The organism is Roseobacter sp. HKCCD7870 (assembly GCF_037830315.1).
Classification (GTDB): domain Bacteria; phylum Pseudomonadota; class Alphaproteobacteria; order Rhodobacterales; family Rhodobacteraceae; genus M30B80.
Genome location: NZ_JBBLYO010000001.1, coordinates 1532836 through 1546329, shown reverse-complemented (window position 1 = coordinate 1546329; position 13494 = coordinate 1532836). Strand labels below are relative to the sequence as shown.

General features: G+C 56.7%; 13 protein-coding genes. 5 read left to right on the top strand and 8 right to left on the bottom strand.

Features of this window, described 5'->3' with window-relative positions:
* Positions 1 to 29: 29 nt before the first annotated feature.
* The 3 genes from rlmH to AAC637_RS07770 all read right to left on the bottom strand — a co-directional run bounded on the left by rlmH (position 30) and on the right by AAC637_RS07770 (position 2293).
* Positions 30 to 500, bottom strand: coding sequence for a 23S rRNA (pseudouridine(1915)-N(3))-methyltransferase RlmH (gene rlmH / locus AAC637_RS07780; protein WP_340303018.1), 471 nt, complete (start codon positions 498 to 500; stop codon positions 30 to 32).
* 6 nt (positions 501 to 506) lie between these two features.
* Positions 507 to 902, bottom strand: a complete 396-nt coding sequence (gene rsfS, locus AAC637_RS07775; RefSeq protein ID WP_317656889.1) for a ribosome silencing factor — start codon at positions 900 to 902, stop codon at positions 507 to 509.
* Between the two features lie 191 nt (positions 903 to 1093).
* Positions 1094 to 2293, bottom strand: a complete 1200-nt coding sequence (locus AAC637_RS07770) for a TsoY family (seleno)protein (RefSeq protein WP_340303017.1) — start codon at positions 2291 to 2293, stop codon at positions 1094 to 1096.
* Between the two features lie 216 nt (positions 2294 to 2509).
* On the opposite strand from AAC637_RS07770, the gene smc reads away from it, so the two are divergent.
* Positions 2510 to 5974, top strand: a complete 3465-nt coding sequence (gene smc, locus AAC637_RS07765) for a chromosome segregation protein SMC (protein ID WP_340303016.1) — start codon at positions 2510 to 2512, stop codon at positions 5972 to 5974.
* Here smc and cbiB read toward each other — a convergent pair.
* From cbiB to AAC637_RS07750, 3 genes are read right to left on the bottom strand one after another with little or no spacing between them, the layout of a single operon-like run.
* On the bottom strand, positions 5971 to 6900 hold the full coding sequence (cbiB, locus tag AAC637_RS07760) for an adenosylcobinamide-phosphate synthase CbiB (protein ID WP_340303015.1): 930 nt from the start codon (positions 6898 to 6900) through the stop codon (positions 5971 to 5973). The two genes, smc and cbiB, sit on opposite strands and share 4 nt — an antisense overlap.
* On the bottom strand, positions 6897 to 7856 hold the full coding sequence (locus tag AAC637_RS07755) for a threonine-phosphate decarboxylase (protein ID WP_340303014.1): 960 nt from the start codon (positions 7854 to 7856) through the stop codon (positions 6897 to 6899). Before AAC637_RS07755 ends, cbiB begins: the two co-directional genes overlap by 4 nt.
* Before the next feature lie 33 nt (positions 7857 to 7889).
* Positions 7890 to 8870: a glutathione S-transferase family protein gene (locus AAC637_RS07750; RefSeq protein WP_340303013.1), complete on the bottom strand. Its 981-nt coding sequence runs from the start codon at positions 8868 to 8870 to the stop codon at positions 7890 to 7892.
* A gap of 204 nt (positions 8871 to 9074) precedes the next feature.
* Between AAC637_RS07750 and AAC637_RS07745 the strand changes: the two genes are divergently transcribed.
* The 4 genes from AAC637_RS07745 to AAC637_RS07730 all read left to right on the top strand — a co-directional run bounded on the left by AAC637_RS07745 (position 9075) and on the right by AAC637_RS07730 (position 12413).
* Positions 9075 to 9419, top strand: coding sequence for a hypothetical protein (locus AAC637_RS07745; protein WP_340303012.1), 345 nt, complete (start codon positions 9075 to 9077; stop codon positions 9417 to 9419).
* A 154-nt stretch (positions 9420 to 9573) separates the two neighbouring features.
* Complete coding sequence (gene dgcN / locus AAC637_RS07740) at positions 9574 to 10575, top strand: N-acetyltransferase DgcN (RefSeq protein WP_340303011.1); 1002 nt, start codon at positions 9574 to 9576, stop codon at positions 10573 to 10575.
* Positions 10572 to 11546 carry an N-acetyl-D-Glu racemase DgcA gene (gene dgcA, locus AAC637_RS07735; protein WP_340303010.1) on the top strand — a complete coding sequence of 325 codons (975 nt, stop codon included), beginning with the start codon at positions 10572 to 10574 and terminating at the stop codon, positions 11544 to 11546. Before dgcN ends, dgcA begins: the two co-directional genes overlap by 4 nt.
* A 6-nt stretch (positions 11547 to 11552) precedes the next feature.
* Positions 11553 to 12413, top strand: coding sequence for a D-amino-acid transaminase (locus tag AAC637_RS07730; protein ID WP_340303009.1), 861 nt, complete (start codon positions 11553 to 11555; stop codon positions 12411 to 12413).
* Positions 12414 to 12473: 60 nt separating this feature from the next.
* On the opposite strand, the gene AAC637_RS07725 is transcribed toward AAC637_RS07730, so the two are convergent.
* Together AAC637_RS07725 and AAC637_RS07720 are read right to left on the bottom strand one after the other, a co-directional pair.
* Positions 12474 to 13019: a calcium-binding protein gene (locus AAC637_RS07725; protein ID WP_340303008.1), complete on the bottom strand. Its 546-nt coding sequence runs from the start codon at positions 13017 to 13019 to the stop codon at positions 12474 to 12476.
* Positions 13013 to 13477 carry a calcium-binding protein gene (locus AAC637_RS07720; RefSeq protein ID WP_340303007.1) on the bottom strand — a complete coding sequence of 155 codons (465 nt, stop codon included), beginning with the start codon at positions 13475 to 13477 and terminating at the stop codon, positions 13013 to 13015. Before AAC637_RS07720 ends, AAC637_RS07725 begins: the two co-directional genes overlap by 7 nt.
* Positions 13478 to 13494: the final 17 nt, after the last annotated feature.

The window sequence follows — 13494 nt, the reverse complement described above, 5'->3', positions numbered from 1 at the left end:
AAGTTCGGATATTTTGCTTAAGAAAGGTTTCAGACGCGGTGATAAGGCGCGCCCGCAAGGATTGATGCGGCACGGTAAAGCTGTTCAGACAGCATCACCCGCATCAACATATGCGGCCAAACCATACGGCCGAAGGAAATACGCCGTGCGGCTTCGCCGCGCAGGTTTGGCTCAATGCCATCTGCCCCGCCAATGATCAGCGCCAAATCGCTTGTTCCTTGATCACGCACTTGGCCAAGACCTGTGGCGAATTCTGGAGAGCTTAGGGTCTCGCCCCGCTCGTCTAGCGCCCAGATCAGCGCGGATTTTGGCAAAGCACGGCGCAGCAAGTCGCCTTCGGCTTTCATGCCCTGATTCTTTTTATCTTCCACCTCAATGACATCGCCTAAGGTCAGGCCAAGTGCGCGGCCAGTGCGATCAAATCGCGTAAGGTAATCGGTAATCAGATCATGTTCGGGGCCTTGCCGCAGGCGGCCAACACAACAGATGGACACGCGCATGGCCGATTAGGCCTGCGCCGTGCCATTGGGCAGCCACATCTTTTCGATCTGGTAGAAATCCCGCACTTCCGGGCGGAAGACATGAACGATCACATCGCCCGTGTCGATTAAAACCCAATCACCTGCGTCTTTGCCCTCGGTTTTGGACAAAAGCCCGTAATCTTGCTTGAGGCGATCCACCAAATTGGTCGCTATAGCGGCCACTTGCCGTGTCGAACGCCCCGAAGCCACGACCATATAATCGGCCATCGAGGATTTCCCCGCCAGCTCGATCGTGATTACGTTTTCAGCTTTGTCATCGCTCAGAGAGTCAAGCACTTGGTCTAGCAAATCCTTGCCACCAATGCGGGGTGCATGCGTGTCGGCATGCGGCGCAATCTCTGCGGTATCAGTTACCGCCATTCTCGGTCCAGTCAGGACGAAGGCCCTCCGTTTCATGGCGTCAGTCTAAGATGGGCAACCATCTGGCGCTGACGAATACTCCAACGATACCACTGCTTGGGGATGATCTCAATGCAAAGGATAATATGGGGTTTATACAAATGAAACGGGCCGCGATGTGCATCGCAGCCCGTAACCTCGTGGGGTGTGGTTTATTCAGCGGGCGCAAGTGCTGCGGCGCTGTTCTTCGCGAAATGTTTGCGCGCAAGGATCAGAACCAAGGCGATCATTGCGAATTGCAGGCCAAGGGCCAATGCGCTGAGCACCCAATAGGCTGCGCCAAATTTTGCGATCATGCCTGTGGCGACCAGACCTTTGTTGATCCAAAAATGACCCAAGACAGACATTGCAACGCCAGGGCAAACAAGGGCGTATGAGCCTGCAGAGGCTTCGGTGCCATTAATGAAGCGGCCGAGATAGCCCACGCTGGTCAAGGCCATGATGCCAAAGAGTGCGATCAGAACTTCAATCGACAGCATGCGTGTCAGGAAGGTAAATGTTTCACCCGCACCGCCATGGATGTCGAAATGAACGTGCAGGCCATGCGAGATCCGCATTATCGCAATCGAAACAACAGTGATCAGCGGAATGATGACCATCAGCGTGGGGGCGGCCTCAACATTCAGGCCGTTCTCCATGATTGAGCGCAGACCCAGTATCGCGGCGACAAAAGCGATCAACAGCGCCGCTGTGATGAAGAAGGTTCCCAGAATAATCGAGACCCCTGCGGTCAGTTGTAGGTTTGACATTGCGACGGGGGCAGCAAGGCCAACACCGATCATAGACAGCGCAAATGCGGGCAGAACTTGGGCAAAGGAGTTGTTCGTGGCACATTTGAAACCGCCATTGGCAAAGCGCGCCTTGAGGAAATCAGCGATCATGCGGAATGCCAGAATGCCGATCATAAAGAAGGCGGCCATGGCTGCGGGGAATAGATATTCCACAATGCTCCATAGCCCTGGGACAAAGGTAAGACCCAGCAGAAAGCCAACATTAACCGTCATCGCCAAGGCAAGAGGCAGCGCCAAAACTTGGCTCCCTGCGTTTGAAGCGGCAAAATCTGAATAAGACGCCGCTGCGCGGAACGCAGAGAAGCGCCCAAGGTTCCAGATCAACAGCTTGATGTTCAAGAACCCAAAAACTGCGATCCCCGCCATGGCGCCCAAGACCATAGCCTGCTGCAAAATTGACCCTGTTGTCAAAACCGCAAAGTTGTTTTCGAAGATCGGAACGGGTTGGTCAGGATGCGGCACCCAAAACATCAGCCACATAAAAAACGTAACGGCCAATCCCCCCGCACCTAGCGAAGCAAGGAAGTAGAGCGGTGAATATCGATTTTGAGCGAGTGACATTGCTAGTCCCCTTTGATGAACTTTGTTAACTGATTTCTGAACTAGTCGGTTTAGTTTAGCAATGGATGAAATGTCGCAGGGCAGAAAATTGGCTAAATTTGACTATATCTTGTGGAAAACTGGTTAAACTTATCCACATCGTGGGGTTCGTGATTGACTCTGCGATGGCAGCGGCGAGACAGTAACACTGGATAAGAATCACCGAAGGGTCTGCCTGTGCGGTTTTCCAGATTACGCTTGAACGGCTTTAAAAGCTTTGTTGACCCGACCGAATTGGTGATTTCGGACGGTCTTACGGGCGTGGTTGGCCCCAATGGCTGTGGCAAGTCTAATCTTCTGGAAGCGTTGCGGTGGGTCATGGGCGAGAACCGCGCCTCGGCGATGCGTGGCGGCGGTATGGAAGATGTGATTTTCGCGGGGGCGGCCACGCGGCCTGCGCGTAACTTCGCAGAAGTATCCCTTAGCATCGACAATCAAGACCGTCTCGCACCCGCAGGGTTTAACGAGGATGACACCCTTGAAGTCGTGCGCCGTATTACCCGCGATGCAGGATCTGCCTACAAGGCCAATGGCAAAGACACGCGTGCGCGCGATGTGCAGATGCTGTTTGCGGATGCCTCTACAGGCGCGCATAGCCCCGCCTTGGTGCGGCAGGGTCAGATTTCGGAGTTGATCAACGCAAAACCACGCGCAAGACGGCGGGTTCTTGAAGAGGCTGCGGGTATCTCGGGCCTATATCAGCGCCGTCATGAGGCCGAGCTAAAGCTGAAAGGTGCAGAAACCAATCTCACCCGTGTTGATGATGTGATTGAACAACTGGCGGGGCAATTATCCTCGCTTGCTCGGCAGGCGCGCCAAGCCGCGCGGTATCGCGAGATTGGGACAGAGCTGCGCCAAGCCGAAGGGATGCTGTTATATTTGCGGTGGCGAGAGGCAGATCAGGCCCGCGCACGCGCTGAGGAAACCTTGCGCTTGGCCGTGCAATCTGCGGCGCAGGCTGAGGCGGCCGCGGTCAAGGCCGCCCAAGCGCGTGAGGAGGCCGAAGCCGCCCTTCCCCCTAAACGGGAGGAGGAGGCAATTGCCGCCGCAATTTTGCAGCGGCTGACTGTAGAGCGCGAAACGCTGCAAGCCGAAGATTTCCGTGTTCGTCAAACGATTGAAAGTTTGGAAGCACGCATTGAACAACTGACCCGTGACATTGGTCGCGAGGACAGCCTTAACACGGATGCAAGCGAAACAGTGGCCAAGCTGATGGAGGAGCGCGAAGCCCTCTTTGAGGCGCGTAAAGGCCATGATGAGGCGCTGAACGCAGCGTCACTTGCGGCCGCTGATGCCGCTGAGGTTTTGGCCGATTGTGAAACGGGCCTCAGTCAGCTGACAGAAGACGCGGCGCGTCTTGCAGCGCGCCATCAATCCGCAGAGCGCATTGTTTCTGACGCTCGCGCGGCCCTTGAGCGGAACCGCGCCGAGGCGGAGAAGGCACGGCTTGCGGCGGCGGAAGCCGAAGAGCGCTTGGCCGAGGTGAGCCACGATGTAGACACAGCACAAACCGCTTTGGCCAGTGCGACAGAGCAAGCAAACCAAGCTGAGGCTGCATTGGCACAGGCCGAAGCAGATCGCGCCACCGCACAAAGCGAAGAGGGCGAGGCCCGCGCGGCTTTGGCTGAGGCCAATGGCACGCTCAGCACGCTTGAGTCCGAAGTGCGCGCATTGCGCCGCCTGCTTGAGCGTGAACAGGGCGCGGCGGAGCAATTGCTGGATCATGTGAAGGTGGATGTGGGTTTTGAGGCCGCCGTTGGGGCGGCCTTGGCCGATGACCTCAAGGCCCCGATCCGCGCAGATGGTCTGGCAACACGGCTGACGGGGTGGCTTGGTCTGGATCAATATGCCAATCCCCAACCCTTGCCCCAAGGGGCGATTTGTTTGGCCGATGTCACCCGCGCGCCGCGCGTATTGGCGCGGCGTTTGTCGCAGGTCGGTATTGTCGATGTGGCAGATGGGGCGCGGTTGCAAAAGGATCTTTTGCCAGGTCAGCGCTTGGTCAGCCGCGAGGGGGATCTCTGGCGGTGGGACGGCTATAGCCTTGCATCTGAGGACAGCTCAAGCGCGGCTGCACGGCGCTTGCAGCAGGTCAATCAACTGGAAAAGTTGGACCAGGAATTGACTGTGGCCAAGGATGCCGCCGATGCCGCCCGCAGCCGTCATGACGAAATTTCAGCACGCCTCACTGGTGCAAGCGAGGCAGATAAAACTGCCCGCCAATCGCGCCGTGACGCCGATAGCGCGATGGCCGAAGCCAGCCGCCTCTTGTCGCGCGCCGAAGCAGAGCGCAATATTTTGGCGGGTCGTCTTGAGACATTGACCCAAGCCGTCAGCCGCCATGGCGAGGAAGCCGCAAGTGCCGAGCGGCAATTGGTTGAAGCTGAGGCGGGGCAAAAAGCCCTTGAAGACCTCACGACAATGCGCGCGCGGGTTGAAAGCGCGAAATCGACAGTCGAGGCTGCGCGCCTGACGATGCTGGCCAAACGCACGGCGCATGACGAGATCAAACGCGAAGGCGAAGCGCGGGAACGCCGCATTGACCAAATTGCAAGCGAAGTAGATGGGTGGCAAAAGCGTCTTGATGCCGCCAAGTCCCGCATGGCGGAGTTGAACACCCGCCGCATTGAGGCCGAGGCTCAATTGCAAGATGCGAAGAACAAACCCGACCATCTTGCGGGCCAGCGCGCAGAATTGGCGCAAAAGATCAAAGATGCCGAGGCACGCAAGGCGGCTGCCGCAGATGCGTTGAGCGTTGCAGAAGGTATTGCGCGCACCGCGACATCTGCCGAGCGTGATGCCGAACGCAGCGCCTCGGATGCCCGCGAAGCCCGTGCGGCTGCCGAAGCGCGGCGCGATGGTGCGGCAGAATCCGTTGCCCATGCAGCAGAGCGCATCCATGAGGAGATGGAAGTCACCCCTGACGCGTTGTTAGAGCAATTAGAGACAGACCCGACCGATATGGCCTCGGCTGAAAAGCTTGAAGGCGATGTTATGCGCCTGCGCCGTCAGCGCGATGCGCTTGGTGCGGTTAACCTGCGGGCTGAGGAGGATGCGCGCGAAGTCCAAACCGAGCATGACACGTTGCTGTCAGAAAAGCAGGATCTTGAGGCTGCCATTTCAAAGCTGCGTTCGGGGATTGCGGCCTTGAACAAAGAAGGGCGCGAGCGTCTTTTGACAGCCTTTGATGAGGTCAACCGCAATTTCGGACAGTTGTTTAGTCACCTCTTTGGCGGTGGTGAAGCGCGGCTTGTTTTGGTCGAAAGCGATGACCCTCTGGAAGCGGGGCTTGAGATCCTGTGCCAACCGCCGGGCAAGAAACTCTCGACCTTGTCACTGTTGTCGGGGGGGGAACAAACCCTTACCGCGCTTGCGCTTATCTTCGCGGTATTCTTGGCCAATCCTGCGCCAATCTGTGTGTTGGACGAGGTGGATGCGCCTTTGGACGATGCCAACGTGACCCGTTTCTGCGATATGTTGGACGAGATGACCCGCCGCACCAAAACGCGCTTCTTGATCATCACGCACCATGCTGTGACGATGGCGCGGATGGATCGCTTGTTCGGCGTCACAATGGCCGAGCAAGGTGTCAGCCAATTGGTCAGTGTTGATCTGAAAAAGGCTGAGGCCTTGGTCGCCTAGGTGGCCAAGACCGCCAGAAGTAAGACAGCAAACACAAATGCGGCCCATGATTTCCAAAGGATCGTAACCGCGTTCGAAATATCGCTGCGTGTGGCCTCTGCCCGTCCTGCGGCGTTCAGGCTTGGGTGATCGCTGAGATGCCCATGATAACTGCGCGGGCCTGCCAATGTGATATCAAGCGCGCCTGCCATTGCGGCTTCGGGCCATCCTGCATTGGGGCTTGGGTGCTTTGAGGCGTCCTCGCGCATCACCGCCCAAGCAGCAGGTTTGCCGCAAACAGCGGCAATCAGTGCCCCGCTGAGACGGGCAGGGATGTAGTTGAGGATGTCGTCAAACTTGGCGGCAGCAAACCCAAATTCCTCATGTCGCGGCGTGCGGTGGCCAATCATGCTGTCGGCTGTGTTCACGAGTTTGTAGAGCAACACGCCAGGTAGCCCGAGGATAAGAAACCAAAAGGCAGGGGCAATCACCCCGTCTGAAAAATTTTCAGCCGCAGATTCAATCGCGGCACGGCTGATTTCGCTTTCACCCAATTCAGCCGTGTCCCGCCCTACGATATCGCTGAGCGCGCGGCGGGCTTCGGGCATCGATAGGCCCAAAGCATCGCGCACGGCCAGGACATGGGATATGAGGCTGCGCTGTGCGATAAGGATGGCTGCAAGCAGGATTGAGATCACCTCTCCATAGGGCAACAGCGCGATTGTGGCCCCAAGCCCCAAAGCGCCAAGGGACAGAAGCGCCATAACCGTCACGCCTGCGCTGCGTGCAGCCGCGTTTTCGGTGTTGTAGCGGCGATCTGCCCAAGCAATTATCCGCCCCATCACCACGGCAGGATGGGGGATGCGCTGCCACAGCATGCGCGGTTCGCCAAATAGGGCATCAAGGCCAAGCGCCAGAACCAAGAGGGCAGCGGTTTCCGTGATCATGCCAATGCCTTTTCCAACCTTGTCCAGTCTTCGGGTGCATGGGGTAAGCCCAGTCTGATCATAGAGGTGGAATAGGGAAAGATGCGTGTCCAGATGTGATGCTGCGCAAGCTTGGATTGCAGGGCCGCAGCGTTGCCAACATGGAACAGTCGAAACAGGCTTGTGCCGCGCGGATCATTTGCACCTGCCGCCGCCATCAGCGCATCAAGCCGCGCCGCATCTTGCGCCAATCTGCGGCGGGTATCTTCGGCCCATGCGGGATCACGCAAGGCCCGCGCCCCGATCACAAGGGCGGGGCCTGAAACAGACCATGGGCCCATGACCGCCCGCAAACGGGCAATCGTGTCGGGGGCGGCGATGACAAAGCCAAGGCGCAGACCTGCAAGGCCCCAGAATTTCCCAAAGCTTTTAAGCACAATATCGCGACTGTTTTCTGCGATTTTGGGCAGGTGGCTTGCCTCAGGCATCACATCGCAGAAACTTTCATCATAGATGCGGATTTTGTCACTGACTGGTGCAGGCGCGAGGCGACCATCGGGGTTGTTGGGGTGGACATAGATCGCAAGCGCGGCACTGCCTTGGGATATCGTCCAACCTGCACCCTCGAAACTGGCCGCCCATTCATTATAGGTGGGCATGGCGATCTGCACGGATTTGTCCAAATCCCGAAAAATCGTGGGCAATCGCGCAATTGCCGCAGAGGCGCCATGTGTTGGCAGAATATCAAGATATGCGGGAACCGACCAAAATGCGCGCGCGGCGGCAATCAGCGCGGCCTCAGCCCATTGATCGGGCAGGGCGCGCCATGCATCGGAAGGCAGGTCACCGATTGGATAGGGGCAGGGGTTGATCCCTGTTGAAAGATCAAGCCAATCTGCGCGCCCCCCGCCATATTGGGCAGCCGCGGCATCAATGCCGCCTCCATGGTCACGGCTATGTTGGGTTTTGGTCGTCATGCCGCCTTAGATAGGCGATTTGTCCCGCCCCGCCTAGAGGTGGTCGCGCTCATGTGGGGCGTTGAAATCCAGCACAGGGTTAATCGGCAGGATGCGTGCGGGATTAATCATATCGTGGCTGTAATGGTAATGGCGCAGGATATGATTAAAATGCACCGTATCTGCCACACCCGCCCATTGATATAGCTCGCGCGTGTAGCCCCAAAGATTGGGGTAATCGATGATCCGCTTGCGGTTGCACTTGAAATGCAGGTGATAGACCAGATCAAATCGGATCAACGTGGTAAACAGCCGCCAATCGGCCTCGGTGATGCGTGCGCCGATCAGATAGCGGTTGCGACTGAGGCCGTCATCCAACCAATCGAGCGCCTCAAAAAGCGTATGCACAGCATCATCATAGGCCGCCTGTGAGGTCGCGAACCCTGATTTGTAGACGCCGTTATTCACCTCGTCATAAATGCGCGCATTCACTTGGTCGATCTCTTGGCGCAGTTCTTCCGGGTAGAAATCCTGTGTGTCGCCTGTGATCCCGTTAAAGGCCGAATTGAACATTCGGATAATTTCCGAACTCTCATTCGAGACGATTTTCTCGCGCTCTTTGTCCCAAAGGATTGGAACTGTAACGCGGCCCGTCATGTCGGGTGTGTCTTTGAGATAGACATCACGGGCGAAAGGCAGGCCGTAGAGTGTATCCCCCGTAGCGCCGTCAAAATCTGTGGAAAATGTCCACCCATCCCCGAGCATATCGGGGTGCACAACGCTGACGCTGATATGGTCAGTCAGACCCTTGATGGCGCGGAAGATCATGGCGCGATTGGCCCAAGGGCACGCATGTGAAACATAAAGGTGATAGCGACCCGATTCTGCCTTGAAGCCGCCTTCACCTGAGGGTCCTGCACTGCCATCTTCGGTCATCCAGTTGCGAAACGAGGCCACACTGCGCTGGAATGCGCCGCCTGATTTTTCGGTGTCATACCAAACATCTTGCCATGTGCCATCGACCAAAAGACCCATTGGTTCCGCCTCGTCTCGCTGTTTCCTGTTGCCTCAGACCTAATGCGTGTGGCCTTTTCGTCCAACCCTAGGTCATGCAGAGGCACTCTGCGTATATGCACAGAACCCATGTTGCAAATTGGCAACGAATTTGCAGGTTGGTTAACCCGATGTTGACCAAAACCAAGCATGATCCATGTTACAGTGGGAGTTGATAGGTGTGTTATGAACGATTTTTTGCCCAAAGATGTCGTAGATGGCCTGCGCCACGCGAAGATGCGCGATCTCAAGCGCCGCGCGACCCGTTCGGTTCAGATCGGGGATGATGTTTATGCAATCCTAGAATTCACGCCCTCAGGTTTCGCGGTTGACGCGGAAACCACTCCGCATTTGCGCGGTTTGGTGGATGTTTACGAAGGCTCTCGTCACCAATGTCAGGCGTTGATTATCGCCTCAGAACAAGATGGTGATTTGATGCGCTATGAATTCAAGCGCAACACCGCCGCCTCTGATCGCGCCGCTTTGGATTTTGAAGAAGTGGCGCCACAGGTTTCGGGATACTTGACCTGATTCGACTGGAATGACGCAATAAACCGCCGCTTGTGGCCTATTTTCCAAGAAATTCGTGCGAAAATTGCGTGCAGGTCGCGTGATTTTGCGAAAGAATTTCTGACGGCTTGGATTATCCTGTGACAAAGCTTCACCTCTTTGTCGGAGAGCCAAGATGATCAAGACCCCTTACCTTTTGTTTTTGGGCGATGCGCCCGACCCTTTGGCGGCCAAAGTGGCGCAAGGCATTCGTGATTGGCGCCCTGAGAACGCAATAGGCCAATTCCGCATGGAAGGGTGTCAGGCCGATATGCGCTTGCCCGATATGACTTTGGCCGAGGCGCGCGCCGCTGGTGCGGAAACCCTCGTGATTGGCGTTGCCAATCGTGGCGGGGTGATCTCGCCTGCATGGAAAAAGGTTTTGATCGCGGCCCTAGAGGAAGGGTTTGATCTGGCCTCTGGGTTGCACAATCTGTTGCGTGATGAGCCTGATTTGGTCGCCGTAGCCAAGGCGACAGGGCGCAGTCTACATGATGTGCGGGTGCCAAATGTGCAATATCCCATCGCTAATGGCGTAAAACGCAGCGGCAAGCGTTGCCTTGCCGTTGGCACGGATTGCTCGGTTGGGAAGATGTATACGGCGCTGGCCATGGATGCCGAGATGAAGGCGCGCGGGTTGACATCCAGTTTCCGCGCCACGGGCCAGACAGGTATTCTGATCACAGGCGAAGGCGTGCCATTGGATGCGGTCATCGCGGATTTCATGGCAGGGGCGGTGGAATGGTTAACCCCTGATAATGACCCAGATCATTGGGATATGATCGAGGGACAGGGCAGCCTGTTCCACATTTCCTATTCTGGTGTGACCATGGCTTTGGTGCATGGGGGGCAGCCCGATGCGTTGATCTTGTGCCATGAACCAACCCGCCCCCATATGCGTGGTCTGCCCGATTATGAAATGCCAAGCCTTGAGGCGCTGCGTGATCTGGCCCTGACACTTGCACGCCAATCTAATGCGGCGGCGCAAGTGGTGGGGGTTTCAATCAACACCGCCGCATTTGGCGAGGATGAAGCCTTGCCCTATCTTGCAGAGATTGAAAAGCGCATGGGCTTGCCTGCTGTCGATCCTTTCCGCCAAGGTGCTGCACGTCTTTGTGACGCATTGGAGGCGATATGAGTTTTACCATCACGGCCACGCCCGAAACCTTTCGCTTGGCCGAGGTTTTTACGATTTCACGTGGCTCGCGCAGTGAGGCGCAGGTGGTCACAGTCCATATCAGCCGCGATGGGATCACGGGGCGGGGCGAATCTGTACCCTATGCGCGCTATGGCGAAAGCATTGCCTCGGTCGTGGCGCAAATAGAGGGGCTGCCTGCAGGGATTGATCGTAAAAGCTTGCAGGACGCATTGCCCGCAGGGGCCGCGCGAAATGCAGTCGATTGTGCGATGTGGGACTGGGACGCAAAATCAACGGGGCGGCCCGTTTGGGATTTGGCGGGGCTTGCGTCCGCGCCGCGCGCTGAGATTACAGCCTATACCCTGTCGCTTGATACGCCCGAGCGCATGGAGGCTGCGGCAGCGCGCCATCAATCCCGTCCGCTGCTTAAGATTAAATTGGGCACGCCCGATGACATGCCGCGTCTTGAGGCGGTGCGCCGTGGTGCGCCACGCGCGCGGATCATCGTGGATGCCAATGAGGGGTGGACTGTGGACAGCTACAATGATCTTGCGCCGCATCTGATCCGTCTGGGGGTCGAGATGGTGGAACAGCCCCTTCCTGCTGGTGCCGATGATCTTTTGGCCGAAATCGCTCGCCCCTTGCCAGTTTGCGCCGATGAGTCCGCCCATGATCGTGCAAGCCTGCCTGATCTGGTGGGCAAATACGATATGGTGAACATCAAATTGGATAAAACAGGCGGTTTGACGGAGGCGCTTGCGTTGCGCGATGCGGCTGTGGCGGAGGGCTATGGGGTTATGGTGGGCTGCATGGTCGGCAGTTCTCTTGCTATGGCCCCTGCGCTTCTCGTGGCACAAGGCGCGGCAATTACCGATCTTGACGGGCCGCTTCTTCTGGCAGAAGACCGTGAGCACGCTTTGATATTTGACGCAGACGGGGTGCATCCTGCGCGTCCAGAATTATGGGGATGAGTTGAGATGACGCGCATCGTATATGTGAATGGCGAATATCTGCCCGAGGATCAGGCCAAAGTTTCGGTGTTTGATCGGGGGTTTCTGTTTGCCGATGGCGTCTATGAGGTGACCAGCGTCTTGGATGGCAAACTTATTGACTTCGAAGGCCACGCAAAACGCCTTGCGCGTTCCTTGAACGAATTGGATATGCGCGCGCCATTTGACAGTGATCGCTTGCTTGAAATTCATCGCGAACTGGTCACGCGCAATGCCTTGGTCGATGGTATGATCTATCTACAGATCACCCGTGGCGCACCAAATGATCGCGATTTTGCCTATCCTGCCCCTGAGACAGAGCCAACCTTGGTGCTGTTCACCCAGTCCAAACCAGGTTTGGCAGAAAGCCCAATGGCAAAGACAGGGATGAAGGTAATCTCTATCGAAGATCAGCGATGGGGGCGGCGCGATATTAAGACTGTTCAGCTCCTTTACCCTTCGATGGGCAAGATGATGGCAAAGGCGGCTGGCTGTGACGATGCGTGGATGGTGGAAGATGGTGCTGTGACAGAAGGCACGTCAAACAATGCTTATATCATCAAGGATGGCACGATCATCACCCGCAATCTTGGCACTGAAATTTTGCATGGGATCACCCGCGCAGCGGTGCTGCGTTTCGCGCGTGAAGCACAGATGAAGGTAGAAGAACGCCCCTTCACAGTCGCCGAGGCGCAAGCGGCAGATGAGGCATTTATCACCTCGGCCTCAACCTTCGTGATGCCTGTGGTTGAACTGGATGGAACGCCTATTGGCACAGGAAAACCTGGCCCTGTGGCGACACGTTTGCGCGAGATTTACCTTGAAGAAAGCCGTAAAGCGGCAATCTGAAAAGGCTAAAAAAGAAGGGCGCCAGAGATGGCGCCCTTTTCAGTTGGAGTGAATTGCACCTTAATTTGTGAGGGTAATTGATCCCGCGGTAATTTGCGTAGGCGTAATGTTTTGCAAGGTCGCCACCAATGTGCCTGGCCCACCACCAAAGGACACAAGAACATTGGTGTTCGCGCCGTCTGCCACCAATTGCAAACTCGCCCCTGTCAGATCAGCCGAAGAACCATCTGCATTGGTCAGCAGCACTTGTAGCGTTTCGTTCGCGGTGAAATCGGTCACAGTCACAACATTTTCTGTCAGTAGCGCGGCACCTGCCGCTTTGGTCACTTGAACGCCAAAGGCATCAACACCAGAGCCGCCTGTCAGAACATCGCCATTGTCGCCGACCAAGACATCACCCTCAGAGCCGCCATTCAACGTATCCGCATTCGCCGCGCCTGCCCCTGTATTGTATTCGTCCAAGGCGGCTAGAGAATCTGCACCGCCACCGCCGATCAGGGTGTTGCGTCCGATCCCATCCACCAGACTGTCGGAGCCAAAGCCGCCATCAAGGCTATCATCTCCAACGCCGCCAAAAAGCGTGTCATTGCCTGTGAAGCCTAGCAATGTGTCATTGCCTTCGCCGCCCCAAAGAAGGTCGCCATCGCCTCACCGACAATCGAGTCATTGCCCGTGCCGCCAGTAATCGTGTCCGAACCCGCGCCGCCCGAGAGACTGTCATCGCCGCCATTGCCCTGCATTTCGTCATTGCCGAAGCCGAGGCGAATGAAGTCATCCCCATTTGACCCAGAGATCGTGTCATCACCGTCTTTTGCGAAGAGTGCCCCTGCGTCAGACATGGTTCTGCTATCTGCGCCATCTGTGAGATTGATATTGGGAACACTTGCCAATCCAGCGCCCGCACCTGAGCCCGCACCTGCGCCAGCGCCTCCACCTGAGCTAGCACCAGAACCTGTGCCAGCGCCATTTGATGATGTGTTGTCGTCATCGTTATTATCATCGGTAAGCACAGCAAAGCTGATGCCCGCAGCCAAGATTGGCGCCATCAACAAAAGAGCAAGCATAGCATAAACCCCTAAAT

Coding starts and splice junctions, on each gene's coding strand:
- cbiB (WP_340303015.1), bottom strand. CDS start 6,900: ATGATCACGGAAACCGCTGCCCTCTTGGTTCTGGCGCTTGGCCTTGAT.
- AAC637_RS07770 (WP_340303017.1), bottom strand. CDS start 2,293: ATGTCACTCGCTCAAAATCGATATTCACCGCTCTACTTCCTTGCTTCG.
- dgcN (WP_340303011.1), top strand. CDS start 9,574: ATGATCAAGACCCCTTACCTTTTGTTTTTGGGCGATGCGCCCGACCCT.
- AAC637_RS07730 (WP_340303009.1), top strand. CDS start 11,553: ATGACGCGCATCGTATATGTGAATGGCGAATATCTGCCCGAGGATCAG.
- dgcA (WP_340303010.1), top strand. CDS start 10,572: ATGAGTTTTACCATCACGGCCACGCCCGAAACCTTTCGCTTGGCCGAG.
- AAC637_RS07745 (WP_340303012.1), top strand. CDS start 9,075: ATGAACGATTTTTTGCCCAAAGATGTCGTAGATGGCCTGCGCCACGCG.
- rlmH (WP_340303018.1), bottom strand. CDS start 500: ATGCGCGTGTCCATCTGTTGTGTTGGCCGCCTGCGGCAAGGCCCCGAA.
- AAC637_RS07720 (WP_340303007.1), bottom strand. CDS start 13,477: ATGCTTGCTCTTTTGTTGATGGCGCCAATCTTGGCTGCGGGCATCAGC.
- AAC637_RS07750 (WP_340303013.1), bottom strand. CDS start 8,870: ATGGGTCTTTTGGTCGATGGCACATGGCAAGATGTTTGGTATGACACC.
- rsfS (WP_317656889.1), bottom strand. CDS start 902: ATGGCGGTAACTGATACCGCAGAGATTGCGCCGCATGCCGACACGCAT.
- AAC637_RS07755 (WP_340303014.1), bottom strand. CDS start 7,856: ATGACGACCAAAACCCAACATAGCCGTGACCATGGAGGCGGCATTGAT.